Source organism: Methanobacterium petrolearium, from assembly GCF_017873625.1.
Lineage (GTDB): Archaea > Methanobacteriota > Methanobacteria > Methanobacteriales > Methanobacteriaceae > Methanobacterium > Methanobacterium petrolearium.
Genome location: NZ_JAGGKL010000006.1, coordinates 1 through 26,478, shown reverse-complemented (window position 1 = coordinate 26,478; position 26,478 = coordinate 1). Strand labels below are relative to the sequence as shown.

Here is a 26,478-nt window from a genome sequence, read left to right as displayed (position 1 = left end):
GTGATAGGATGGTTATGTTTGATTTCACTAAACGTGACATTGTGATGATGGCGGCTTTTTTGGCTTTGATGTTCTTAGTAGGGATGATATGGCTGGCCGGGACTGTTGTGGGTACATTATTCCACGGAATATTATTTGGGATGGTACTCATTGCTGCTGCAGTGGTGATTGGAAAAAGGTACACCATACTGGCTCTGGGACTTGTCTACACACTCATCGACTTTTCATCTGCCCATATGTATGGAGGGACCTTAACCGCACTAAACACTCTTGCAGGGGCTGTTGTATTAGAATTAGTTTTAAGATCCACACCTGAATATGCTATGAACCTTAAACTGGATGTAATTGGATCCACACTCTACGGCTTTGTCTCTCGTGTGGTTTACGTGGCTATCATGGTACTAATTTATGGATTATACCTTCCTTTATGGACTATAGCTGCTTTAATAGTTCCTCACATAATTACATTTGCAATTGGAGGATATTTAGGTTATAAACTCGGGGAGAAGGCTAAAAACGTTTTAGAATCTGTATAACCTATTTTGAAGTCCAAAAAAACAAGTTAAAACGAGTGAACTGTCTGTCTGCATATTTGCCTTTATTTGGTGCTTCTATGATTGAATATATTAACTCCAATTCCCCATTACACAGGCTTGATCCTCGCTCTAAAATACTTTTTGCCCTTTGTATAATGGCAGCGGCTCTTTTAACTTCATCTTACATCATGTTAGCCTTCCTGATCATTATTTCTGCAATAATCTGGGTAATGGCAGATATTCCCATCCGGAAGTTTAAACCAGTCTTCCTAGTACTTTTATTATTGGTTGTAATGGGTATGTTGACCCAGGCCGTGTTTTATACTGATCGTCCAGACTACACAGGCACCAAAACAGTTCTATTCAACATACTACCCTACAACGTGCCGGTGATAGGTTCCCTTCCTGTTACTGTAGAAGGCCTTAAGTATGGAGTGGTTTTTTCCATGCGTATGATAGCCGTGGTCCTGGCGCCCCTGATCATTCCATTCACCACCCATCCCAGTGATATGATACTGGTTTTAAGAGACATGAGATTTCCAGAATGGATGATCCTCATGGTGACCATGTCCATACGATTCATACCCCTTACCTTCCAGAACTTCCATACCATAAGAAACGCCCAGAAACTCCGGAAAATTAAAACCAGTTACCAAGACATGGTTCTCCTAATGGAAACACTGCTCATCACTTCCCTTAAAACATCCAAACAGATGGCCCTGAGTTTAGAAACTAAAGCATTTGGATACTCCAGCATGAGAACTTCCCTTAAAACCATAAAATTTAGGAGGAATGATGTGATATTTTCAGCATTCTCTCTAACTGTTTTAGGAATTGTGGTGATTAATACGGTGTAAATATGGATAAGACAATCTCGATAACTAATTTATCATTCAAGTACCTTCGATCTGAGGAATACGCCTTAAAAAACATTAATCTGGAAGTTGAAAAGGGTGAATTCATAGGTCTGGCTGGAAAATCTGGCTGTGGAAAATCAACTTTACTATACCATCTTAATGGAATCATCCCCCATGCTGTAAATGGAGTTATGGAGGGAAAAGTAGAAGTATGCGGCCTAGACACAGCCAAACACGAAATCCCAGAACTGGCCACCCAGGTGGGAATGGTCTTCCAGAACCCAGAAGTCCAACTTTTCAGTGTCACTGTAGAAGATGAAGTGGCATTTATTGCCGAGAATCTGAACTATCCTGTGGAAAAAATAAAAGAATGCCTTGATTTTTCATTAGATGCGGTGGGGATAAATGATCTAAGGGAAAGATACCCCTTTGAACTTTCAGGTGGGGAGAAACAGAGGGTAGTCATTGCTTCAGCCATCTCTGTTAAACCGGAAGTCCTGGTATTGGATGAACCCACCTCAGAACTTGATTCACAGGGAAGAGAAATGGTACTAGATGTGATTCACCAGTTGAACCAGGCAGGCATGACCATTATCATGGCTGAACATCATTTGGATGATGTGGCTACTTACCTGGACCGGCTGATCCTCATGGATAAGGGCAGAATAATAGCCGATGATACTCCTCAAAAAATATTCAAAAACGGATTGTTTGAGAATATTGGGCTGAGACCTCCTCAAACTGTTGAAATAGGATTGAAACTAGGTGTCCCGACACTTCCTCTTTCAGTGGATGATGCCCTGGATACTTTCAGGAAGTTTCCCATCAAAGCATTTCCCCAGGAAATATTTAACTACGGGCTTCAAATTGAAAAAATGGTGGAAATTAAGGATCTATCCTTCCACTATGGTGATAAAAAAGCTTTGCATGATATCAATTTATCCATAAATCAGGGAGAAATAGTGGGCCTTCTGGGGGCTAATGGTTCTGGTAAAACCACCCTGGCCCTGCTCCTCATGGGATTATTGAAGCCCAGCCCGGGATCAGTAAGTGTAAGGGGCTTTAATCCAGAAAAACAGAGAAAAGAACTGGTTAATGTAGCAGGATTTCTATTTCAGAACCCTGAACACCAGTTATTCTGTGATTCAGTTCATTCAGAGCTAGCTTATGGTTTTGAAGGGAGTGAAACTGTTGTTGATGAAATTATCAGTATAATGGGCTTGGAACAATTCAGAAATGAACATCCTCTGACTTTGAGTAGGGGTGAAAGGCAAAGGGTGGCCACAGCCACAGCCCTGGTTAAAAAACCAGAGATTTTGATTATAGATGAGCCCACCACAGGTCAAGACTGGTACCATGTAAGTTCCTTCATGAATCTGGTGAAAAGGCTCAATCAGGAGGGTGTGACCATCATCCTTATCACTCATGACATGCGGGTGGCTGCAGAATACTGCCAGAGACTGGTGGTCATGAAAGACGGTTCTATACTCCTGGATAGAGATACCAGGAATGTATTTGCTGAACTGGATCTCCTCAAGGAAGCTGGATTGAAACCTGCACCCATAACTGAGATAACCCTTAAAACAGGAATAAAACCCCCTCTCCTTGGATTAAAAGAGATAGATACTGGTGAATAAAATGTTTAAGGATCTGATTAAACTGGCAGGTAGGAGAAAATTAAAGCTTACCTCTGCCTGCATGCTGCATGTGATTTCCTGTGCCCTTGCCATAATCCCCTTTTACTTGATATATCTTCTTTTTTTACAGATATTCAGTTTTAATCCTGATGAAACGCGTATATGGTGGATTTTGACTTTGATTCCAGTGGTATACGTAGTCATGTCTGTTGTCCTTATCTATGCCTATAATATATCCCATGTTGCAGCTTACCAGATCCTCTACAGCGTGAGAATTGAACTAGGGAAAAAATTATCAAAACTACCACTTGGTTTTTTCAATGAAAAGAATACAGGGGAACTTAAGACGATTATGAATGAAAATGTGGAAATGTTGGAGTTTTTCCTGGCCCATCATCTTCCAGAAATGATAAGCACCATTTTCGTTCCTTTGTTTTTAGGAATCTTTCTTTTCATCATGGACTGGAGAATGGCCCTGGCTTCTGTGTTACCGGTAGCCCTGGCAATAACCGTGATCCTCCTTAAAAGCAGTGGGTGGAGCGAGATGATAGATGCATATCTTTCAGCCCAGTCAGAGGTTAACTCCACAGTAGTGGAGTATGTTCAGGGAATAAAAGTGATAAAAGCCTTCAACCACACTGCAGAATCTTTTAAAAAGTATGAAGGAAGTATGGCTTTCTGGAGGGACAGTGTCATCAAATGGTCCCGACAAAGAGCAGCCCCCTTTACCATTTACCAGGGTCTGATAACCTCTACTCTTGCATTTATTATCCCTGTAGGATTATTGCTTTATAGTAGAGGGATGTTGGCAATGGAAACCTTTCTACTATTCTTAATAGTCGGCCCCATATTTGGTGGTCTTTTCATGCGGATTTATGAATTTTTAAGGTACGGGATGGAAGAAAAAGAATGCATGGATAGGATAAATAAAATATTTGCCACAAAAAATATAGATGATAAAGGAAAAAAGGAAGCAGAACATTTTGATATAACTTTCAAAAACGTATTTTTTTCCTATGATGATAGAAACCCTGTACTGAATGACATAAATTTCTATGTGCCGCAAGGCACCAGATGTGCACTTGTGGGGCCATCTGGGGCGGGTAAAACCACCATAGCAAGATTGATCGCCAGATTCTGGGATGTGAATTATGGGGGGATCATGATAGGCGGTTGCGATATCAGAGATCTGACCCTGAAAAATCTCTTATCTTATGTATCTATTGTTTTACAGGATCCCTATCTTTTTAATGACACCATCCTCCAAAATATTAAAATAGGAAACCCCGAAGCTTCTATGGATGAAATAGTTAAGGTTTCAAAGGCTGCCAGATGCCATGAGTTTATAGAAAAGCTTCCTGATGGTTATTCCACTATCGTAGGTGAAAAAGGAGAAAGATTAAGTGGTGGTGAAAAGCAGAGGATTTCCATTGCCCGGGCGCTCTTGAAAGATGCTCCTATTATTATTTTGGATGAAGCCACAGTCTTTATTGACCCTGAAAATGAGTCTCTTATCCAGGATGCCATCAGCAATCTAACCAGAAATAAAACAGTCCTGGCCATAGCCCATAAACTGTACACCATCACTAATGCCGACCAAATACTGGTCCTGAAGGAAGGTAAAATTGTTGAAAGAGGCTCTTATGAGGATTTGATGGATTATAATGGTTCTTTCAGGGAAATGTGGGATACGCATGTTTCAATATTAGATTGGGAAATAAAAAGGTGTGATTAGATGTATAAAGAATTGCTTACCCTGGCAGGTGAAAAAAAATCCCAGTTAAAATCCATTTTAATTTTAATGTCAATTTATGGAATGATTAAAACCATACCTTTAGTATTTCTTTATTTTGTTATACTGGAATTTCTAGAACCATCACTAGATATTGTCAAAATTTTAGGACTGGCTGGATTAATAGCCATCAGCTATGTGATACTTAACATCATTGATTATCATCTTTTCCTGCGTTCCATGGAGCTGGGATTAACCATTTCCTATGATGTGCGAATGAGATTAGGTGACAAGTTAACTAAACTTTCACTAGGTTTTTTCACCAAAACTGCCACAGGAGAACTAAACACCACCATAGGAGAATATGTATCCCGAGTTGAGTATTTCGTAACCTATATGGCCCCCTATCTTCTCAGCTCTCAGATATCTACTATAATAGTCTTAGTACTGTTTTTTATTTTGGATTGGAGATTGGCATTGGCTGCCCTTTCAATCACACCTTTAATATGGTTGGCTTTCAGATATTCAGATAAAGTAGCTGGGAGAGTTAAAAAAGAAAGGGAAAAATCCCTATTTGAGGTAAATTCCAGGATTGTGGAGTTTATACAAGGCATCCCTGTAATAAAAATTTTCAACCAGGATATCGTTAGATTTCAAAGATTCCAGGAAGCAGTTGAAGACTTCAAAGACAAAAATATTCAGAGCACATCAGCAACCATCATCCCCAGTATAATCCTCCTGGTATTTTCCAGTTTATTTATCTTTGTTATCCTTCCTTTTGGGTTATATTTCTATTTCACTGGCACCTTAAGTCTGGAAGTCCTGATATTTTTCATAATTGCCACCCCCGCATTTTCAGAGTCCTTGGCTCATTATCTCTACGGATATCTGCATGTTAAACACTCCATTGGCCATGCTATACACCATATATTCAGTGTTTTAAATGAAAAAAGCCTTCCAGAGCCTCAACAAATGATTGAAATTGATAAGTTTGACATTGAATTTGAAAATGTCAACTTCAGCTATGCTGATGAGCCTTTACTTGAAAATATAAGTTTTAAAATAGAGGATGAAAGTGTTACAGCTTTAATAGGTCCTTCTGGTGCTGGTAAAACCACCATTACCAACTTGATAGCCAGATTTTGGGATGTTGATTCTGGAAAGATAAAGATGGGTGGCCAGGATGTGAGGGATATCCCGGTAGAAAAACTGCTTTCTTTTATCTCCATAGTTTTCCAGGATGTTATATTATTTGATAACACTGTTAAAGAGAACATAAGAATAGGTAAAAAGGATGCAACGGATGAAGAGGTTATGGTGGCGGCAAAAGCTGCCAGATGCCATGAATTTATAGGAAATCTGCCTGAAGGATATGATACTATTATTGGTGAGGGTGGATCCAAATTAAGTGAAGGGCAGAAACAGAGGATTTCCATTGCCCGGGCCATACTAAAGGAGGCTCCCATTCTTATTATGGATGAGGCAACTGTCTATCTCGATCCACAAAATGAAAAACTGATACAGGAAGCAATAAACGAGTTAATAAAAGAAAAAACAGTCATAGTCATTGCCCATCGCCTTTCCACCATTAAATCTGTGGATAAGATAGTGGTACTGGAAAATGGGGGGATTGTTGAAGAAGGGAATCACGGAAAACTCATGGAGGAAAAAGGAGTCTACTATAATTTCTGGGAGGCACAAACTGCCGCCAGGGCATGGCGATTGTAATTATAAATTCATGTTATAAAATTTATGTTATAACTATGAAAGAAGAATTCATGATTTTTTGGTGGGATGAACAATTCATTGTCAAATTGTTGATTTGATGGTAACCGTCTCAAACTTAAAATTCTTATTTTCATATGGATTGATCTTTACTAAATTAATTCTAGCAGGTTCTCTCATTTAAGGGCGTCTTCTACCTTTTTTTCAATTATCTCTACAATCCTTGCATCAACTCCAATGGGATCAAGATAGACAATTTCACCATCAAATTCTATTTGCTCTTGTTTCTCATGGTAGTAACCTGCATCTTTGCGTCCTTCACCTAAGCCAAGCATGTAGGGAATATCTTGTTTGGTGTGAAGACCATGAGCTAAAAAAATAGGCATAGCAATAATTTTTGTAATGCCCTTTTTTGCCAAGGTATTGAGTGCAGTGGGTATGTAGGTTTCTCAACATTCATAAACCCTACTTCAACAGGGTAATCTGATGTTTTTTTATACATTTCAACCAGTTTACATATCACACTATTCCCTTCAGATAAACTGCTTCCATGTCCTATCAGTAATATGCCAATATTTTCCTTTGATTGTGAATCTGTTTCCATAATATCATTCCTCCACATATTTTTTTTAAATTTTATAAGAATCCCTGTATTAAAACCAACTAGTTTATATTATTCCTTTTTGGTCGTTAAAAAGCGGTTATTAAACTTTTTTTTAGCCCCCATTCTTAAAGGGAAGTACCAATTTATAATAATTATTGTAATCATTTTAATACACTTTCTGATTCTGTATATAATCATATGCATCATCCTATTTAAAGATGTCAAAAAAGTTATTTAAAGTAGCATAAAAGTTATTTGAGTATTGCAAAGATATTGAATTGTCCCTAAATGGATAATGTTTTTATATTGCTGGTTAGGGTCTGTGATGATTGGAATATGCCTTTATTATACCAGTTCGCTTAATGATTTTATGTTGTTTGGCTCATTCATTCCTAAACTATCTTATATACTCATGTAGTTATTTTATTGGTATTTTCATTGATGTTAAAATGTTTCATCCATTTAAACTCAAAAAATAAGTGAAAATATTATCTAAATTATGGTGACACTTGTTATTTTGTCATTTAAATATTCCACTTTCCATTGAAATAAGTATCCTTTACTTGTTTTGCCTTTTCTTGAGCCCATTTTTCCACACCCATTTTCCTTATCAATGCCAGATTAAATACTTTCGTGTTGTGCGGAACTTCCGATGCCCTGTCTGCATATGGATGTAGATGATCACAAGGGAAATCATCGCAGTCAGCACAGGACTCAATGCCTTTCAAGCTGACACATTTAAATACTTTGCATGGTTCGGTCATTAAACCTCCAAGGGGACAAATACCATTCTCCTTCCGACATCCTTGACATGTAACTTTATCTGTTGGTAAACCACGCTCTCTAAGCCCTAATGTTAATTGTTTTCTGATCTCCTCATTAAAATTTGCAAGATAAACAGGGCAATTAAAGCAATCCAGACCGCACGGTGCAGTTAGTTCTCGGAAATCTAAATCTTCGCATTCTTCATTAATTTCAACTTTTTTTGTATTGTTATTTGATTCTTTCATTTCTAATCTCTCCTACATTTTCAACATATCTGCATCTAAAACCTTCTGAGAAAGCCGAAAGCCATTTGAAGTCATCATCCTGCACACTGGTTGGTGTAAGCACACTTCTTACAGGCCAGGCAGGGACCTACTTTTATGTCTTAAAGTTTAAAAAACTCCTGTTCTGCTCCAGTAGCATTCATTATGGTTTTGACCAGCAGGTCTGTATTGCTATATTCCACTGGGCTTCCGATAATTCCCAGAATAGATGTAGTATTTTTTCTATTTTTATTCATAACTTATACCACCATACAAATTATTTGTATACAAACATATTTTTTAGATAATATAAATAATTTATGGTGTATTACAGGAGGTTTGATATGAATAAAAAGACGTATTACAACTGTTCCAGAACTTTAAGGAGTATTTTCAATTCTTCAGGTGATATTTTATTTTTAAACTTTTGATCAAGTCCCCAGGCAATGGTATATAATTCTGGTCCGATTTTCTTTGATTTATCAGTTAGAAAAATTAGAATAGACCTTCGATCATCGGGATCAGCTCTCCTTTCTATGAATCCTCCTTTTTCCATCCTATCCAGAATTCCTGTGAGGCTGGAACGATCTAAATTTAACCTGAGTGCCATGTCTTTAAATTTTATTCCATCATTATTGAATAAAACACTTAAAGCATAGAATTGAGCGGGGGTGATGTTAAAAGGAGCCAGTTCACTCTCACAATGCCTATATATTTTTCGGTTAACTTTACCAAGCTTAAAACAGAGATGTCTTTCAGGTCCTTCATTTTTATTCACGTTTTCAACCTCGTTAAATAATATATATGAAATTATATTGTCTAATTCTTTTACAACATGATTATTACCTTTTGTTGGGATTTTATTTTGTGTTTAAATTTTGCAATTTATACTATGGCAGAATTATAAATCTATTTGATAGGGGTATCATCAATTTTTCAATGATCTCCTTTTCATGGTTCCATCTGGAAATACAGTTATCCAACTTTTCTTTTTTGGTGTTGTTTTTTCTCTTCTACAACTTCTACTGATTATAACATTTTTTAAATGCTTTTTAGCAGCTGAATAAGCATTTTCCATTTCCAGATCAGTTGGAGTTCTGGATAAGCCTTTTAGAGGTTTAAAATCATTTATTCTGTATTCTATTTCTGGATGGATATCAGAGATAAATCTGGCAATCTTTTCTATTTCAACTTCATCTATGATCCCTGGTGTGTAAACTGTTTTGATAATTAAATTGATTTTTTCGTGAATTGTTCTTGCATTTTCAAGTATGGTCTTATTTGGAAAACCAGTATACCATCTATGCAATCCTTCATCATAGGCCTTTAAATCAAGCATGATTTCACTTAATCCAACTTTAATTAGTTCCTCAATATATTCCTCATCTAAAAAATAGCCATTGGTTTCTATGATTATGACCGCACTTGAATTTAGTTTAGAAACTAGATCAAGCAAGTAACTCCTGTTCAGGGTTGGTTCGCCACCGGTTATTATGATTTCCCCTGGCAGTTTTTGATAGTAGTCAAGGGAAGCTTTTTTTACCAGACTTACCAATTCATCGACATCCATTTTTTGACCTGCAATGCCTTTTGCCGGACTAAAACAACCTTTACATTTGAAATTACATCCAGAAAGGGTTATCCAAACTCTGGGTTTAATTTCTGATAAAGTAATAAATGGGACGTGCCGATATTCCATTTAAAAAGCCTCAATAAACCTTTTGTTGTTTTAAATTAGTAAATTACTGATGATTACGTTTAAATTTAGGTAAATGGATTATTATCTTAAGTTATAGTTAAACTGATGATTTGGTGGTGACCAGTTCGCCATGTTTCACGCCTCTAATGGCTCTTATATGGTCTGCCAACTTCCTGATACTTTTTGCTTTTCCCCGGACCATGAGAACTTCCAGGCAGTTGTGTTTTTCCACATGCACATGGCTGGTGGCAATGATCTCGCTTAGATGGAAGTGTTGAAAATGTTGTAGTTCGTTGGTCACATCTCCCACATCATGATCATATATTATAGTCAAAGTTCCGATGACATCTTCATCTTCACTTTCGATGTGTGCTTCAATAATTGATTTGCGAACCAGATCACGAATAGCTTCTGATCGGTTGGTGTAACCCTTTGATTTAATGAGATCATCAAATTTTTCCAGGAGTTCTGGTTCAAAAGATACTCCCACTCTTTCCACCGTCATATTAAACCTCAATTTTTATTTTAAATTAATGTTAATTATTATATTAAATTTTAACTTAATTTTAATATACATATTCATATTTAAACTTCTTTTTAATCGTTATATTCACATAGTGCTGCCATCATTAAAAAGTTTGCCATCGGAAAATTTTTATATCATAACAAGTAAAGGTAGCACGATCCTGGAATAGGTGCTACCAAACTTTAAAAATATTTTCCAGGATCACCTTCTCATAATTCAATAGAACGGTGTTTTGATGGCAATTTACAAAATCAGTTATTCAAAAGAATTTAAAAGAGCGAATATCCATAACTATGGCTGTAATTTTAATTGCACCTGGTGTTCATATAAGCTGGGAAACCATCCAAAACCAGATAGATTCTTGGATTTAGGAGAGATCAAAGAGGTTCTAAGCAGAATGGATATTGAATGGGTACACTTTGTAGGTGGAGAAGTAAGCACCTATCCTCTCCTAGAGGAAGTGGCTGATTTTTCCAAAAACGTGTTGGGTGTTCGTACCAAGATAGGGCATTCTAATGGCTACAATTTACCTCCCGAATCTATTGACGCCATTTCCATTAGTATTAAGAGTTTATCTGAAGATTTTTACATTAAATATACGGGTAAATCCAATAAATCTGTGCTGGAGAATTTCCAGGCCGTGTATGAACGGGGTATTGAAGTTGATGCCAGTAGTGTTTACATTCCAGAATTGATTGATCATGATGAAATTGAAGAAATTGTCACTTTTATAGCGGATATTGATCCAAAAATTCCCTACCATATTACTGGTTACATTCCAGTACCTGGGACACCTTGGAGGACTCCAACTTGGGATGAAATAACAAAAGCCCAAAAAATTGCCGAAAATTACTTAGAACAAGTGGAAGTTTCCTGGTTCTCTTCATTTGAGGATTATCTTAAGATGATCAGCAAAAACCCCCTGTATCAGAAGGTTACGGTGGTTTAAATACAGTATTTCATAGTAGAAATGGATAATGGAATAAAAAGTAGAATATTTAAAAAAAATAATGGAATAAAGGGAGAATAAAAAAAATCCCCAACATCTTTTTTTAACTACTTATCCTGCAGCTGGCTTTTTGCTTCCTGAAAGTCTACCTCTGAGTCCTATGGATAGTATGGTCAGTATAACATACACCACTGCCAAGTAAAGGTACACGTGACGGAATGAAGCAGCGCCAGAGGCAGAAAAACTTAAAGCAGAACCTAAAATGGCCCCTCCTAAAAGTGAACCCGTGTTCAGGAGTATGTTTAAGAGTGCCTGACCAGATGCTCTTTCTGATTTACCAGTTTCATCAAGGAAGATGTAGTAAAGGGCATTGCCAACAATGGATGCATTACCAATACCAACCAGCACCAAGGAAAATGCGAACAGGTACAGGTTGGATGAGTAACTCAGAATCAACATGCCTATGGCAGTGAGAACTCCACCCACCACCATAATGGGTTTTGCACCAACTTTATCAAGGAGTTTACCCACCACGGGTGTGGTTATAAGGGAGGCAATGGTCATGGGAAGTATCATGTAAGCTGCTGTGGAATAACTGAGGTTAAAGGCCATGGAGGCGTATGTTGAAAAGTAATAGGTTCCAGCCATAGCTAAGTAACCCACCAGGGTCACCACACTGGCTATGAGGGTGTCTCTTTTTTTCAAAAGGCCAATGGGTATGATAGGTTCTATTGCCTTTCTTTCCACCCACCAGAAGATGATCAGTGCCAGGATGAAAATTCCCAGTAAGAAATATTGTAGGGTGGTTGAGGCTTGTTCACTGAGATTGAATATGAAGTAGGCTATGGTGGCAATAGCTATACCCAGGAAAACCATACCTTTCCAGTCAAAACCGGAATATTTTTCACTGGTTTTACTTTCAGGTAAAAGATAGTATCCCAGGATAACCACTATGGCAGCTACTGGAATATTTATCACAAAAACCCAGTGCCAGCCAAAGTTAACCAGAAAACCAGATATTGCAGGACCTAAAGCATACACCAGGGCGATTATAACTCCAAATGCACCCAGTATGGTACCACGGCTTTCATCAAAGTAATCACCAATGATGGTAATGGCCAGTACAGATAATACGGCACCTATACCCTGCAAAGCCCTTCCAATAAGCAACATTTCAAAAGACTGTGAAAACGATACAACTAATGTTCCAATTAAGAATAAAGCTGCGTTTATAACGTAAATATTTTTCCGACCATACTTGTCAGATAATTTAGCCATTATAGGTGTTGAAAGTAATAAAAACAGGATTTCCATGTTGAAAATCCAGGTTATAACACTTTCACTAACTCCAAAAGATTTTTGTATGGATTCCAAAATAGGGCTGATGGTTGAACCATCTATTGCAATCAAAATAGCCCCTGCAAAAATAACTGCCAGTATTCTAGTTCTAAGATTATCAAACATTTTTTACCTCCCCTACTCTTACTTTATTGATTATTTTTATATTTACATAAATATTTTTACAAGAGTATTACTTTCACCTGTTTATATTCAAAATAGTAATAAATTAGCTGCGAGCTTTAGAAATGTAATTTATGAAAATAGATGTATTATTATGGTTCAAAATGTTACTGTTTCAAAGGAATAAAAAAGAAATTTAGAAAATCATGGTTCAAATGGATAAAAAAAGGTTCAGATTAAAAAAAATGACCGGGATTTCAAGTTAATAAAGATTTCCTGAATTTTCTTTTATTCTCATTGATTCTTCAGTTGGGATAAAGAAGTTGTCTTTTTCAACGAAAATATCGTTTTCATCAAAGCTTATACGGAGGTTTTCATTGCACCATCCAAACTGCTTTAGTATGCTTCGGATGATAGCCAGGTTAGCCTCACTGTAGGGAAAGTTCACCCATACAATATCAGATCCTTCGTTGAGTTTTCTTTCCATTTTTTTTAATTCTTTTTTGACGGTTATCTCTTCAATGGATTTATTTCTCATTTTAACACCTATTGAAAACTTTAACACTTATTAAAAAATTTTTTGATATTTTCTGGAAATAAATCTGTCAGTGATTATAGGGGGGCATCAGAGGGGGTAGACCTATACATTTGAGCGGATTACTTTTTATAAAGAAGGAGGTTTGATGCCCCATCTACTTTATACTGCCAGGAGGGATCTGGATGTTCGATCCCAACTGAAGACGTCTTGCAGGAGGAAATGGCAAGTTCATCAATTTAATACAAAAACACCTTATTCAACCCCCCTAGTAATAACTTATTTGGTGTTATTCGTACAATCACTGCATTGATTATTCTTATATTTAACACTTTCTATTTATTTATTATTATTACTGTTTGGTTTGAATCGGGCTGTAATGTAATAAATGATTTTTTGGCCTAGTTAAAAAAATCATTAGGGCAGGTTAAGAAAATTAACTGGTTAAATCATTAAAAGCGATTGTTCTATTATTTTTGAGTTGCATTGCATGTAAATCAGGGATCTGATTTCATCATTGCAGTGAGTAATATGGTATCAGATCCCTGATCCTCCAATTGTGGTAAAACAAGGGAGGGTAAAATGGTTGTAGGCATATGATTCATTAAATTACCTTGTATAAATATTTAATCATTATGATCAATATAGTAATATAAAAAGAATTTGATTTAGCAGTTAATTATTATTATTTTACAGTTTAAAATAGGTTTTAATTAATTTAAAATGTTTTAAAGTGGTTTTAAAAAATCAGTATATATAATACTTTTTCAAGATTAATAAATAAATCATGTGGATTTGTAATCTTTGAATTATTACAGGCCTTTCTTCAAATGATTTGAGGGCTCTTGATAAAAACCAGAATCCGATAAACGCCTAAATTGTTGAGATTTGGAGTTTATAACGTTTCATCTCAGTGTATACTTTTTAACTTTAGGTTTTTCTAATTTTATGAGGAGATCTGTTTAAAATAATCATAAAGATGTTGGTTTTGCAACGAATATTACTTTTTTTAAAGATTTCAACTAAATTGTAATAACACAAATCTTATATAGCATATTACTTAATTTACATCCAAAAAATTGAATGGATGGTGTTACCAACACATGAAAAGAAATGTTATCTTTCTGATATTTGTAATGGTATTGTCTTTATGTTTTTGTGGCGTTGTTGCTGCACATCCCGGACATGGAACTCCAATAGAAGAACCTTCAGACCCTGGAACAGGTGATACTAGCACTACAGACACAGGTTCAACTGGATCTACATCAACTGGTACTGGTTCTGGTGGATCGTCTGGAAGTTCTCAAGCTTCAACTTACTCGGGTTACTCTTCAACTGGTAGTGGTTCAGACTATTCTGGTAGCGGAGTGACACAATCTGATCAAACAGGTACAAGTGACAGTGACACAGGGAATGCTGATAACAATGGAACGACAACTGTGAATAATCCTGAAGAGGTTACTGGAAGTTCTGGATCGAGTAGCTCACCAGGTGGGCCAGTTGCTATGATTGGTTTAATGATGGTTATTGGTTTAATTGCCATGTCTTTCCCTTACAAAGAAGGCGGTACTCTAAGAAATTTACAAATGAGTCTTTTTGGCAGATGAGAGAAATATTCTCATTTTTCTTGATTTTTCCTTTGAGATAAAAATCGATTAATAAATTTTTTTAAGTTTTGTTTAACTTTGGTTATGTTTCATGAGATTATTAAAAAAATAGATTATAGGAGGTTTTAAATTTGCATTTATCTGATGGACTTATACCTTTATGGCAGGCTGCAATCTACTGGATTTTAACCCTTGTTGTAATTGGAATATATTTTTATAAACTTTCCAAAACTGAGGAAAAAGAGAAAATAATTGTTAATACAGCAATTCTGGCAGCGGTAACTATTGTTGCATCTTCGATATCCATACCTTCGCCCTTTGGGGTACCTATCCACCTGTTTGTAATACCATTGGTGGTAATTTTACTTGGCCCTTTCACTGGGGTAACTGTGGAATTTTTGTGTCTTATAGTACAGTTTTTGTTCCTGGGAATGGGGGGCGTAACCTCTTTAGGGGCTAATACTATAACTATGGGGATAGTTCTGAGTTTTTCGACTTATTTATTCTATAAATTCACAGCAGAACTGGATGATAGGTTGAGTATTTTTGCAGGCACCTTCATGGGGATTATCATGGCCACCATAACCCAGGTTGTAATTCTGTTAATTGCGGGTGTAGCTACCTTTGAAGTATTACTGGCTACTTTAATACCATTTTATCTATTCGTGGCTGTTTTAGAGGGTATTATTAACATATTCATCATTTTGACCCTCTTTAAGTTGAAACCAGAATTGGCACAGTTGGAACAAATTTAGTGAGGTCATAAAAATGCACAACTTAAAATTTATTGGACTTTTCATCATAGTCGTGGCTGGTTTCATGGTTTCAGTCAGTGCACATGGAGTACATGTAACCACCAATGAATCAGCTATTATCATAGCTGATAATGCCACTGGAAAACTTGCCAGATCAGTGGTAGATGACATGGGAGTCAATATCACTGTGTATAAGTTTGCATCAGCTGCTGATGTGGAACATGAACTGGAACACGCTCTTAACAATTCAGATAAAAAGATTTTGGCAGTGGCTTACACAGACACGGTTCAAAACTTTATAGACAAGCATCCTGAGGTATCAAGCCGGATTTTAGTGGCTGATGCCAATGAAAATTCCATAAGGGAGGGCATAAGCAAGTTGAACTTAGTGGGGTATAACAGTTCAGGTTTTTTAACCCCGTTGTTGTCTGGTCTTCTCATTGGACTGGTGTTTGGTTTGGGTGTTGGTGCAGTGTGGATGAAACGAAAGTTAAGTTGATAAGATTTTAGGGTTATTCCTTTTTTTTACTCTATTTTTTATTTTTCTTTTTTTTAGGAGATTAAGTTAATAACTCATTTTCAAAAGTATGATTTTTATTAACTTTTCATGGTTTAAAATATGAGCAAAAATAATTATGGATATATATTCGTTTACTGGGTTGAAAAGCCATTTTGGGGCTGTTATGAAGTATGATGTTAGCAGATAATAATTATTAAAAAAAGCAGTGAAATATGTTTTTTTGTATTAATTTAGATTTTTTTATTACTATTTTTGGGGATTTTCAGCCATTTGTAATAACATAAATCATTTATATGGTATTAAAACAGAGGATATTTGGCATTTATTGTCTGATTATTTGGCTTGTTAGTCCTAACTATTGACTAATGGCTATAAGTCATATTTTCAGCAGTTATTTGTCAATAGTAAATGTAAAAGGAGGTGAAAAGATGAGAAAACAAGGAGTAATAATGGTAATAACAGTTTTGATGGCTGTGATTCTTTGTGGAGCGGGTTCTGCTGCTGATTCATCTATTAATGGGGGTGAGGGCAATGTTTCTGATGTTAATGTTTCAGAAGATATTGATCCTATCCTTTTGGTGACTGTTAACTACGAGTACGATGATGATGAGATAAATCCAGAGATTGCAATCACTGATTCGGACAATAACAGTGTAGTTTTTGACAAAGAAAAACTATCGGACACCCTGTACAAACTGAACTTCACATATCCGGGTCTTACTAATGGGACTCTATTTAACGTGATGGTCAGAGCTCCTGGTTACGTTGACCAGACTAAGCAAGTGGAAGTTAATCAGGGAGGTTCTGATCCGGAGTTTTACGGGTCTGCTCCATTTGATATGGAAGCTACCTCCAACTACAAGTTAGGAAGAGAAGTCACTGCAGCTGCAGATACATTATTAGATTTTGCAAGCGCAGATGATGTTCTATGCATAACTTCGGCGGGTTTGGCTTACCGAGATGGTACTACTACTGAAGACTGTTTGGAGGGTATTTTAAACTGTGCCAATGGTGAAATCAGTTATGGTCAAGGAAACCTGTTAACATTCCAATCAACTCGAACTGATCCTGTGGATTTCTGTTTTGTTGTCAGAAATGGCAATGAACTTACTGCAGCTTACTTCAAAGATGGTGAATTGACAACATCTTACCTAGGTACTTTCTCTAACATTGACCAGACGTTATGGGATAACACCATATCAACTACATTTACCAACGCATTTGGATATGTGAGTCTGGCTCACGCTTGGCAGGAAGGACTTTCCACTGATATCTTAAGACAGGCTGCCTACCACGGTCACGTATGTTTGGGAACCATCAGTGGACAAGCCATGATCAGTCTACTACTGAAATACTACCCACCCGGAGTCTATGGAGATGAAGGAGAAGTGGAAGCAACAACTTACAGGGCAGTTAGTGTGCCTGGTAATTCAGATGATGATGCGTTCATTTATTCTCTGGATTTAACTCCTGGAAAACGTTCTTGGGAAGGATATGCCACTGGTGCTGATAATTTGGTTGGATTTATCCGATGGTGTTCAGAAACAGAGCTTGGAACCCTAATAATAATGGCTTTCGATGAAGACAAAGTATTACAGAATTACAAAGACCAAACAGGATTCACAGCTTACTCAGGTATAGCATCTGAGCTACAATTCAATGCTTGGTTAATAAACAAACTACAAAATGACCCAGACTCGTTAGTGGATATACTGTACGTTTTCGACAACATAACCGCAGAGGTTCACAATAACCTGACTGGAGGAGTAAACTCTAAACAGGTAGTATGTGATGCTCTCGGACTGGATATGGACTACATAATGGGTTTAGGTCTGACCAATATAGCAGACCAGAGAGTTGCCACAGAATATGAAACTGGTAGCTTAACTCATGAAGAGATCAAACAGATTGGGATTGATGCTGCTAATATGGCCATTGCACTCTTCGCAGCAGAAGGTATTGCTCTCGAAAAAGACGACCCTAACCTCACAGTACTCACATCTGCAGGTTACGTACGTGTCAATGAACAGGTAATGGACATGGTCTTTGATGGACTCTTTGATATTTTAGGTTCCAGACTCAGCCGAGCAACCGTACTACCAATACACACTGCCAGATTTAACGACTTGTACTTCCAGTTCAGTTACAAAATCAATGGTACTATGGTCAGTAAAGTTATTTACTACGATTCAGAAACCGGGAACCTAACTGCAGAAGATGGGAATATTCGTGGTAGAAATGACATATCTAATGTAGTATTGTATGATCCACCATACGATGCCTTAATGGCTTGGTTATGGCATAACCACGTTTGTGGTGGTAGTTCACCAGGATACTTAATCACGGACTACATCTACGATACATTCCCTCTGGGAGAAGATGATCAGTATTCTTACATATCCACAAGCGATAATTGTAAGGATGATATTCTATCTTATCTCTTAGGAATTTCTGCAGGAAGTGGAACTTACTTCAACCAGAGACTGCAGTCTGCAGGTAGTGAAGTTGGAATTCTCAGTTTCTATGATGGTGAAACCAAAACCAGAAGAGTAGTCATCTTAGATTGGACCAGTCCAAGGTTCTCGAGTGGTGACTCTTATGAAAACTACATAACACTTTACAAGATATTCCAAAAATACGATGATTGGACATCAGAAGAGTGTCAAGCGGAGTTAGCGAGTTTACCAAACTTGACTCGTGCACCATCAATAACCCGGGCTGCAGATACTTGGGTAACTGACGAAGAGTGGGCTACTATCATAGCTGGAGGCGATGGAACATCCAATGCCTTAGACTATATCAAGGGTTTACCTGTCCGTACCCAATCAGATCTTATAAAAATCCAAGGCGGTTCAGAAACACCAAATGGTGGTTCAACTCCTCAGGGAACTGGATCTTCCAGCATAGGTTCTGTAATTGGTTCATCCAATGGATCAGGTGATAACCAGTTCTCCAGCGGTTCTGTGGGCACTACCGGTACTGCAGTGAATGCTGCAACCCAGATTACTACCACTGCAGATGCTGGTGATCAGTCTACTGGTGATTCTGGAAAATCCTACGAAGTAACCAAAGCTGGAACAGACAACTCTGATGACACACCATGGGGTACCTACGCTGTGGTTGGAATACTATCTGTCCTGGCACTAGCAGGTGTGGGATTCTTCTTCAAAGGAAGCTAGTTCGATGATAAACCGATAAAAAAAAATTTTCCCATTTTTCTTTTTTTCTTTTATTCAGGAAAAAGTTAATAACTCAATTTTCAAGGTATGTTTTTTAATAACTTTAATTGTTTCAAAAATATCTGCAAAAATAACGCATGTTTATATGTTTGCTTTATGTTCTGAAAAGCCATTTTTGGGGTGTTAGGGAGTATGATGTTAGCGAGTAATAATTATTAAAAAAAGTGGCAAATATATCTGTTTTATATTAATTAAAATTTTTTTATTACTATTTTTTCAATTTTCATTTATTATTAATAACATAAATAATTTATATAGTATTAAAACAGAGGAAATTCGGCATCTATATTGGCTGATTATTTGACTCGTAAATCGTATTATGGGAGTCATATTCTCAGGCAGTTATTTGTCAATAGTAAATTGTAACAGGAGGTGAAAAGATGAGAAAACAAGGAGCAATAGTGGTAATAACAGTTTTGATGGCTGTGATTCTTTGTGGGGCAGTTTCTGCTGCTGATTCATCTATTGATGGGGGTGAGGGTAATGTTTCTGATGTTAATTCTTCAGAAAATATTGATCCTATCCTTTTGGTGACTGTTAACTACGAGTACGACGACGATGAGATAAATCCAGATATTACAATCACTGATTCGGACAATAACAGTGTAGTTTTTGACAAAGAAAAACTATCGGACACTATGTACAAACTGAACTTCACATATCCTGGTCTTACTAATGGGACTCTGTTTAATGTGATTGTGAGAGCTCCGGGCTATGTTGACCAGACTCAGCAAGTGGAAGTTAATCAGGGAGATTCTGATCCGGAGTTTTACGGGTCTGCTCCCTTTGATATGGAAGCTACTTCCAACTACAAGTTAGGAAGAGAAGTCACTGCAGCCGCAGATGAATTATTAGACTTTTCAACAGCCGATGATGTATTAGCCATAACTACTGCTGGTGTACCTCAACTTAACGGTGATACCAGTGAAGACTGTATTGAAGGTATTTTAAACGGTTCAAATGGTAAAATAAGCTATGGACAAGGGAATCTCTTGATGCTCAGACAAACAGCAGTCGATCCCGTAGACTTTGCCTTCATAGTTAAAAGAGGCATGGCCCTGTATGCAGTCTGTTTCAGGAATGGTTCTTCAGTTCCAGTATATCATGGTACTATATCTGAAGAAATGCAGGCAGCAGAATGGAACAATCTCATTGCCAGTGTAGGTGGAGAAAATGCTTACTCTTTTGCCAGTTTGGCTAATGCTTGGAATGCAGGAGCACCTGCAGACTTACTGAGAGAAGCAGCTTTCCATGGGCATGTTTGTCAGGGTACGATCAGTGGATATGCAATTACTCTGGCATTACTCAAATATTATCCTCCAATCCAGGAAACATCTGGAGGACCAGGATCACCTGGAGACATAACTTCTTATAAAGTTCTAGGAGTTCCAGGAGATTCGGATGATGATGCAGTAATGTATTTCCTTGATGCCACTGCTGGTAAAAGCGGTTATGCTGGATTCGATACCAGTACAACTGGAGCTAACAGTAGCATGGTAGGTTTCATCAGATGGAATAGCCAAACTACGTCTGGAGATCTCATAGTTATGAGGTTCAAACGTGAGGAAAACCGACAACAATTCGAACAGGAAACAGGAATAACTTTAGGTAATGACCTGGCAGAGTTGAAGTTCAACACATGGATACTGGGTAAGATCAGTACCAACCCTGAACAATTGGTTGAATTTATCACAGAAAAAACAGGACTCACTGAAGAACAGTACTACTATCTTTTAGGAACAGCATCTGATATCACAGATTCTAATGGAACAGTCATTATACCTGCACAAGAAACACATGGGCTTGACATGGACTATATCAATAGTTTGAACTTGCCAAATGCAACCAGAGCAACCAGTACATCTAGTAATGGTCAGTTAAGCTATGATCAAATAAAACAAATTGGTGTTAAGGCTGCTAATCTGGCAAAACAGATATTCAAAGATGAATTAGGAATAGACCTTGAAAAAGATGATTGTGATTTAGCAGTTCTAACTTCTGCAGGATACGTCTACTTAGATGGTCAGTCCACCGAAGCAACCTGGGATGGAATATTTGATGTTCTGGGTTCACGACTGAGTAGATCCACTCTACTGCCTATTCACATGGGACTGTGGAAACCATTATGGTATGCCTTTGTACTGCGTGGTGCAGATGGAACAACTCTGAACACACTTTACATGCGCTATGACCAAGTAACTGAGCAATGGTTAGTCACCAATGGCAGTGATGGTAAAAAGGTAAATGATGTGGGACCTGCAGCTTTGAACAACCAAACCCAGGTGAACAATTTAGAGACAGTTTTCCCGGATGGTAATTTCTTTAACATACAGAGTATTGCCAACGCCTGGAGGAATGACCCTGAATTTGATCAACTAGTGACATTCCTGTTCCACGACCATGCCTGTCCAGGAGTCCAGCCAGGATTCTTCATAACGGACTATATATTCGAAAACATTCCACTGGAAGAAAACCAGAGTTACACCTACATTGCTGACAGTATTTACTGTAAGGATGATAGTCTGATTTACTTACTCGGTATTTCCCCAGGTATGGGAACCTACTTAAACCAGAGATTACCCAATGATGAAGTTGAATCTGAACTTCTAAATGGAGGAACTGAAGAAGGAGTTCTGGTAGTATGGGACAGCGAACTCAACGTTGGTTATGCATATGTTATAAGCTTCAAATGGGCCACACTTGATATGAGTGGTCTTAAAACCAGTGCAGCATCACGAGAAGCTATGATAGCAGCATATATCGACATGTACAATGGTGAACCTAATGCTCGAGTCAAGGCTCTACCAGTGACTACAGCTACTGACCAGAGGATCATAACTGAAAGTGAGTTCAATGCTCTTAAACAAGGTGGAACAACATCTACTACGTCATTAGAGTATTTAAGATCACTACCTGTGCGAAATCTATCAGATCTTGTACCTGTACAGGGTGGTTCTGAAAATGGTGGTTCAACTCCTCAGGGAACTGGATCTTCCAGCACAGGTTCTGTAATTGGTTCATCCAATGGATCCGGTGATAACCAGTTCTCCAGCGGTTCTGTGGGTACTACTGGTACTGCAGTGAGTGCTGCAACCCAGACTACTACCACTGCAGATGCTGGTGATCAGTCTACTGGTGATTCTGGAAAATCTTACGAAGTAACCAAAGCTGGAACAGACAATTCTGATGACACACCATGGGGTACCTACGCTGTGGTTGGAATATTAGCTGTCCTGGCATTAGCCGGAGTAGGATTCTTCTTCAAAGGAAGCTAATCTGACACAAAAAACAATTTTCCCCTATTTTTTTCTTTTTTTATAAATAACCATGTGCTTATTTTATTATGTTATTGCATTAAGGAGGAGTTTTTCACTGTAGTTATGGAGTTTTTTTTAGTGTTACTATTACTAGAAATCATAGAATTTATCATATTAATAATATGAATTAAATAGAAATTATTATAAAGGAGTCCAGATTATAATATATTTTGCCAAAAAATCAAAAAAATAAGAATAAGATTAAGGTATCAGAAGCTCTGATAAACCTATTTTAAATATTATTGATAGAGGTGGTTAATATAAATAAAAATGCTAAATTACTGTTGCTAGGTATAGGTGGTCTTTTTGTTATGGCCATATTTGCAGTGGGGATGCTGGCCATGATATCCTCTTCTTTTGGGGGAACTGTGGCGGTTATACCTATTCAAGGCGAAATAGGATATGGATCATCCAATGTACTGAGTGGAGGTGTTGTCAATCCTGATGAAATTAAAGAAGAAATTAAAAATGCTGAAGATGACAGTTCAGTCAGTGCCATTCTACTGGATATCAACAGTCCGGGTGGAACACCAGTTGCCAGTGAAGAGATAATGACTGCGGTCAAAAATTGTAAAAAACCAGTAGTATCATGGATAAGTGATTCAGGAGCTTCAGGGGCTTATCTTGCTGCAACTGGGTCTGATAAAATCGTGGCCAGTAACTCTTCATGGGTGGGAAGTATTGGTGTGATAATGGATCTAACCAATTTATCCGATCTTTATGAGAAACTGGGAATAAACAGATCTTCAATTAAAGCAGGAGAATATAAGGATATAGGGGCTGATTACCGAGATATGACTCCTGAAGAGCAGAGCATGCTTCAAGAAATGGTGAATGAGAGTTATGATAATTTCATCACCATAGTTGCAGAAAACAGAAACTTAAGCAAAGATTACGTGGCAAGCATAGCAGAAGGGAAGATATACACTGGAAAACAGGCCAAGGAACTAAAACTTATTGATGAGATTGGAGGTAAAGATCAGGCACTGGATATGGCTGCAAACATGGGCGGAATCCACGGATCCTATGAAGTGGTTACCATGACTTCTTCCCAGTCATTTGACGATGTTCTAAACAGTTTATCCTCAAAAATTGGATACTCCATAGGAAAAGGAATAGGAAGTATTTTGGAGGAGAATGGTATTGAAACTGCCCACTATTGAATAGTACATTTTTTATTTCTTTATTTTTTCCAACCGATCACTCTACTTTGGTTTCATCGCAGAACACTCGTTTTATAACTAATAGGTAGTTTATAGGTTTTTTTTAGATGATATTTTATTAAACTGAGCATAAATTCCATGGTTAATCTATATTTGCATTTTATTCATTTTTTCAACAATATTTACTGTTTGCGTTTAATTATCCACGTACAACTTTGTGTATCTTTTACTGCTAAATACTGTCTAAACTAAGATCATAGGGGTTATATTTCTTTTTTTTGAGTATAATGTTAATCCTTCTTCACAAATAATGTATAAATCCATGTGATACTCTTTTAATAAGAATTATCTGTTTTTTGGTGTAAGTTTTCGTCTTCTTTGAATCACATCCTTTATTGATGGATAGGGAATATAGAAGAGTTGATTTATTATTTTATGATAATTTGTTTTTTTAATTGGGTAGTTTAGTAGGCGAGTTCAATTAATAAGTATTATTTTTACTGGTGGTGTACTGGTTTATGTATTAACTCTATGTGGGTATTACAATATGTCTTTTAAATGGATTTAAAGTAATAATAATTAAAAGATCGAAAGTATTATAATTGATAAGTAATAAAAAACGTAACACTTAAGAACTTTCTGAACGGCAAGGGATGGTTTGATTAGGGATAAGTAAGTGTTAGGAATGAAAGAAAAATTTGGAGGACTGGTAAAATTAGGTATATTGAAAAACGAATGATTATGAAAGTTCTATTGGTTTTTTTAGTGTTGGGTGGATCTTTGATCTTGAGTGATACGGTGTCTGCCGATGATTGGGTTGGTGGGCAGGAGTTGACTACGGATAATGGGATGAATGGGTCTGTTTCGGGAGGATTGTACGTGGATGCCTCCCCTGCTCCTGTGGCTAACTTCACATCCAATGTTACCAGTGGAATTTCTCCACTAACTGTTCAATTCAACGACACATCCACCAATGATCCCACATCGTGGTACTGGGAGTTTGGAGATGGTGAAACATCCACTGATCAGAACCCCAAACACACTTATTATACCGCAGGTTACTACACTGTGAAGCTCAACGCTACCAATGCCGGTGGAAGTGACGTGGAGGAAAAAAATGGGTGCATCGCCGTGAACCCCGAGAACCCAAACATCAACTTGCAGATCTCTGGGGTTGTGAACTGCTACCCTGCCAACGCAGTCATGGCCATGGAACCCAATTACGTTACCGTCACAAACATCAAGAACACAGGGACAGATGCAGCGTATAACGTAGTTGTCAGGATTTTTGCAAGTGACGTGGATGGCGGGGCAACATATGTAACAGAAACAACGATCCCAACCATTGCAGCCGGTGGATCATTCAGTATCACCGCAGCATATGGTCTGATGGATCCGACTCTCCGTACCACTCAGGGATATACGATGAGGTACACAGCAGTGTTGGATCCGGAAAACCTGATCCCAGAGACCAATGAGGGAGATAACAGTAAGTTAGGTCTGCTTAAAACTGTTAAGTACAATGGTTACAAGGGTGTTCAGTACTGGCCGGGTAAAACCGCACCAGAAACAGCCCTGACCTATGACATCCGTGGTAATGTTATAAATTCCTTCGGAGACAGTCATTACGTGTCAGGTAAAGGTGGTAACTGGCAGACGCTTACTTGGACGTATAATGCAACGGATCTTGTGATACCCGATGGTTCAACCGTGCAGACGGTCCGACTATACATTCCTTACTGCTGGGATTACGAGGAAGAAGTCACCAGTGGTCTTACCAACACCACCTTCAACGGTGTTCTTATCAACCCTGTCAACTTGATAATTGACAAGGCCAACATCAATGCCTACGCAGATTACACCTACGGTCTGCTGGTTTATAATGTGACTGACCTGTTCCTGGAGAATGCTGATAATGTTGTCACGTTCACCCGAACTTACTGGCAAAACGACTCACCCCTAAATCCCGGGCAGTGCAGTAGTATCTCACCAGCTGGATTCACAGTTGCAGTAGTGTACGAGAACCCGTTGGAGACACGCAAACAGATCTTCATCAACGAAGGATGGGATCTTTTAGGAGCCAGTCTAAGTGACTACGGAACAAGTGAGGCTGAGGCAACCTCCTATCAAACGTTCACAGGCATGACCATTGATATGGAAAATGCTGACAGTGCCATGCTCACCAGTTTCGTTCCCTGGGGCGCAGCACAAAACCCCGAAAATACTGGTGAAGGAAACCTCATAGTTAACGGTGCTCAGATCGGACACAATGTTTGGGAAGGAGAACGAGTTGTCGGACAAAGTGACGCTCCACAAGTGGCAATTGACACTCGAAACATTCTTAGTTATCTCAACTCCAGTGGATTGGATAATGTTATAGGAATACAGAGCACTGCTGGTGCTAGTCCATGTATGGTAGCCGAACGAACATTTTTAGTAGTTGAATACGATGATGAAGTTCCTGGAGCTGATTTCAGCGCAACACCATTAACTGGTGATGCACCACTGGAAGTGCAATTTACTGACGAATCAACAGGATATGTGGGTAGTTATGCTTGGGACTTTGGTGACGGAACAAACAGTGATGA

20 protein-coding genes and 1 pseudogene are annotated in these 26,478 nt (G+C 37.8%); 13 read left to right on the top strand and 8 right to left on the bottom strand.

The features are described from left to right. Nucleotides 1-8: 8 nt before the first annotated feature. From J2743_RS06630 to J2743_RS06610, 5 genes are all read left to right on the top strand, one after another. A complete protein-coding gene (locus tag J2743_RS06630) occupies nt 9-536 on the top strand; it encodes a hypothetical protein (protein WP_209625795.1) in 528 nt (175 codons plus the stop codon). Between the two features lie 77 nt (nt 537-613). Further along, nucleotides 614-1,393 carry an energy-coupling factor transporter transmembrane component T family protein gene (locus tag J2743_RS06625; protein ID WP_209625794.1) on the top strand — a complete coding sequence of 260 codons (780 nt, stop codon included), beginning with the start codon at nt 614-616 and terminating at the stop codon, nt 1,391-1,393. 2 nt (nt 1,394-1,395) lie between these two features. After that, a complete protein-coding gene (locus J2743_RS06620) occupies nt 1,396-3,030 on the top strand; it encodes an ABC transporter ATP-binding protein (protein ID WP_209625793.1) in 1,635 nt (544 codons plus the stop codon). 1 nt (nt 3,031) lies between these two features. Then, the gene (locus J2743_RS06615) at nt 3,032-4,765 is read left to right on the top strand and encodes an ABC transporter ATP-binding protein (RefSeq protein WP_209625792.1); all 1,734 of its coding nucleotides are present in this window, start codon (nt 3,032-3,034) and stop codon (nt 4,763-4,765) included. Then, nucleotides 4,766-6,490 carry an ABC transporter ATP-binding protein gene (locus J2743_RS06610; RefSeq protein ID WP_209625791.1) on the top strand — a complete coding sequence of 575 codons (1,725 nt, stop codon included), beginning with the start codon at nt 4,766-4,768 and terminating at the stop codon, nt 6,488-6,490. A 173-nt stretch (nt 6,491-6,663) separates the two neighbouring features. On the opposite strand, the pseudogene J2743_RS06605 reads toward J2743_RS06610, so the two are convergent. The 6 genes and pseudogenes from J2743_RS06605 to nikR form a co-directional block, all read right to left on the bottom strand. Beyond that, nucleotides 6,664-6,989, bottom strand: a pseudogene (locus J2743_RS06605) (CbiX/SirB N-terminal domain-containing protein). Nucleotides 6,990-7,615: 626 nt separating this feature from the next. Then, a complete protein-coding gene (locus tag J2743_RS06600) occupies nt 7,616-8,101 on the bottom strand; it encodes a DUF3795 domain-containing protein (RefSeq protein ID WP_209625790.1) in 486 nt (161 codons plus the stop codon). A gap of 140 nt (nt 8,102-8,241) precedes the next feature. Then, complete coding sequence (locus J2743_RS12155) at nt 8,242-8,376, bottom strand: hypothetical protein (RefSeq protein ID WP_280904489.1); 135 nt, start codon at nt 8,374-8,376, stop codon at nt 8,242-8,244. A 104-nt stretch (nt 8,377-8,480) separates the two neighbouring features. Then, complete coding sequence (locus J2743_RS06595; protein ID WP_209625789.1) at nt 8,481-8,897, bottom strand: MarR family winged helix-turn-helix transcriptional regulator; 417 nt, start codon at nt 8,895-8,897, stop codon at nt 8,481-8,483. Between the two features lie 150 nt (nt 8,898-9,047). Next, nucleotides 9,048-9,818 carry a radical SAM protein gene (locus J2743_RS06590; RefSeq protein WP_209625788.1) on the bottom strand — a complete coding sequence of 257 codons (771 nt, stop codon included), beginning with the start codon at nt 9,816-9,818 and terminating at the stop codon, nt 9,048-9,050. Nucleotides 9,819-9,915: 97 nt separating this feature from the next. Further along, nucleotides 9,916-10,323 carry a nickel-responsive transcriptional regulator NikR gene (gene nikR, locus J2743_RS06585; RefSeq protein WP_209625787.1) on the bottom strand — a complete coding sequence of 136 codons (408 nt, stop codon included), beginning with the start codon at nt 10,321-10,323 and terminating at the stop codon, nt 9,916-9,918. Nucleotides 10,324-10,579: 256 nt separating this feature from the next. Between nikR and J2743_RS06580 the strand changes: the two genes are divergently transcribed. Further along, the gene (locus tag J2743_RS06580) at nt 10,580-11,293 is read left to right on the top strand and encodes a radical SAM protein (protein ID WP_209625786.1); all 714 of its coding nucleotides are present in this window, start codon (nt 10,580-10,582) and stop codon (nt 11,291-11,293) included. Between the two features lie 111 nt (nt 11,294-11,404). Here the strand turns inward: J2743_RS06580 and J2743_RS06575 are convergent, their stop codons facing one another. Beyond that, entirely contained in the window at nt 11,405-12,757 is a 1,353-nt protein-coding gene (locus tag J2743_RS06575) for an MFS transporter (protein WP_209625785.1), read from the bottom strand. 259 nt (nt 12,758-13,016) lie between these two features. Then, entirely contained in the window at nt 13,017-13,292 is a 276-nt protein-coding gene (locus J2743_RS06570) for a hypothetical protein (protein ID WP_209625784.1), read from the bottom strand. Nucleotides 13,293-14,392: 1,100 nt separating this feature from the next. On the opposite strand from J2743_RS06570, the gene J2743_RS06565 reads away from it, so the two are divergent. The 7 genes from J2743_RS06565 to J2743_RS06535 all read left to right on the top strand — a co-directional run. Next, the gene (locus J2743_RS06565) at nt 14,393-14,896 is read left to right on the top strand and encodes a hypothetical protein (RefSeq protein ID WP_209625783.1); all 504 of its coding nucleotides are present in this window, start codon (nt 14,393-14,395) and stop codon (nt 14,894-14,896) included. A gap of 131 nt (nt 14,897-15,027) precedes the next feature. After that, nucleotides 15,028-15,651, top strand: coding sequence for an energy-coupling factor ABC transporter permease (locus J2743_RS06560; protein WP_209625782.1), 624 nt, complete (start codon nt 15,028-15,030; stop codon nt 15,649-15,651). Nucleotides 15,652-15,664: 13 nt separating this feature from the next. Then, a complete protein-coding gene (locus J2743_RS06555; protein ID WP_209625781.1) occupies nt 15,665-16,150 on the top strand; it encodes a hypothetical protein in 486 nt (161 codons plus the stop codon). Nucleotides 16,151-16,599: 449 nt separating this feature from the next. Then, on the top strand, nt 16,600-19,350 hold the full coding sequence (locus tag J2743_RS06550; RefSeq protein ID WP_209625780.1) for an FmdE family protein: 2,751 nt from the start codon (nt 16,600-16,602) through the stop codon (nt 19,348-19,350). Between the two features lie 440 nt (nt 19,351-19,790). Then, nucleotides 19,791-22,685 (top strand): FmdE family protein, encoded by a 2,895-nt coding sequence (locus J2743_RS06545; RefSeq protein ID WP_209625779.1) that lies wholly within the window; start codon nt 19,791-19,793, stop codon nt 22,683-22,685. A gap of 353 nt (nt 22,686-23,038) precedes the next feature. Then, the gene (sppA, locus tag J2743_RS06540) at nt 23,039-23,890 is read left to right on the top strand and encodes a signal peptide peptidase SppA (protein WP_245248115.1); all 852 of its coding nucleotides are present in this window, start codon (nt 23,039-23,041) and stop codon (nt 23,888-23,890) included. A gap of 786 nt (nt 23,891-24,676) precedes the next feature. Next, nucleotides 24,677-26,478, top strand: a 1,802-nt coding sequence (locus tag J2743_RS06535) for a DUF3344 domain-containing protein (protein ID WP_245248113.1), incomplete at its 3' end; no start/stop codon positions are given.

Bases quoted from the DNA above. Each gene is read 5' to 3' on its own strand.
- J2743_RS06630 (WP_209625795.1), top strand. From the start codon at position 9: ATGGTTATGTTTGATTTCACTAAACGTGACATTGTGATGATGGCGGCT.
- sppA (WP_245248115.1), top strand. From the start codon at position 23,039: ATGGCCATATTTGCAGTGGGGATGCTGGCCATGATATCCTCTTCTTTT.
- J2743_RS06545 (WP_209625779.1), top strand. From the start codon at position 19,791: ATGAGAAAACAAGGAGCAATAGTGGTAATAACAGTTTTGATGGCTGTG.
- J2743_RS06580 (WP_209625786.1), top strand. From the start codon at position 10,580: ATGGCAATTTACAAAATCAGTTATTCAAAAGAATTTAAAAGAGCGAAT.
- J2743_RS06575 (WP_209625785.1), bottom strand. From the start codon at position 12,757: ATGTTTGATAATCTTAGAACTAGAATACTGGCAGTTATTTTTGCAGGG.
- J2743_RS06555 (WP_209625781.1), top strand. From the start codon at position 15,665: ATGCACAACTTAAAATTTATTGGACTTTTCATCATAGTCGTGGCTGGT.
- nikR (WP_209625787.1), bottom strand. From the start codon at position 10,323: ATGACGGTGGAAAGAGTGGGAGTATCTTTTGAACCAGAACTCCTGGAA.
- J2743_RS06550 (WP_209625780.1), top strand. From the start codon at position 16,600: ATGAGAAAACAAGGAGTAATAATGGTAATAACAGTTTTGATGGCTGTG.
- J2743_RS06565 (WP_209625783.1), top strand. From the start codon at position 14,393: ATGAAAAGAAATGTTATCTTTCTGATATTTGTAATGGTATTGTCTTTA.
- J2743_RS06600 (WP_209625790.1), bottom strand. From the start codon at position 8,101: ATGAAAGAATCAAATAACAATACAAAAAAAGTTGAAATTAATGAAGAA.
- J2743_RS12155 (WP_280904489.1), bottom strand. From the start codon at position 8,376: ATGAATAAAAATAGAAAAAATACTACATCTATTCTGGGAATTATCGGA.
- J2743_RS06615 (WP_209625792.1), top strand. From the start codon at position 3,032: ATGTTTAAGGATCTGATTAAACTGGCAGGTAGGAGAAAATTAAAGCTT.
- J2743_RS06610 (WP_209625791.1), top strand. From the start codon at position 4,766: ATGTATAAAGAATTGCTTACCCTGGCAGGTGAAAAAAAATCCCAGTTA.
- J2743_RS06625 (WP_209625794.1), top strand. From the start codon at position 614: ATGATTGAATATATTAACTCCAATTCCCCATTACACAGGCTTGATCCT.
- J2743_RS06590 (WP_209625788.1), bottom strand. From the start codon at position 9,818: ATGGAATATCGGCACGTCCCATTTATTACTTTATCAGAAATTAAACCC.
- J2743_RS06570 (WP_209625784.1), bottom strand. From the start codon at position 13,292: ATGAGAAATAAATCCATTGAAGAGATAACCGTCAAAAAAGAATTAAAA.
- J2743_RS06620 (WP_209625793.1), top strand. From the start codon at position 1,396: ATGGATAAGACAATCTCGATAACTAATTTATCATTCAAGTACCTTCGA.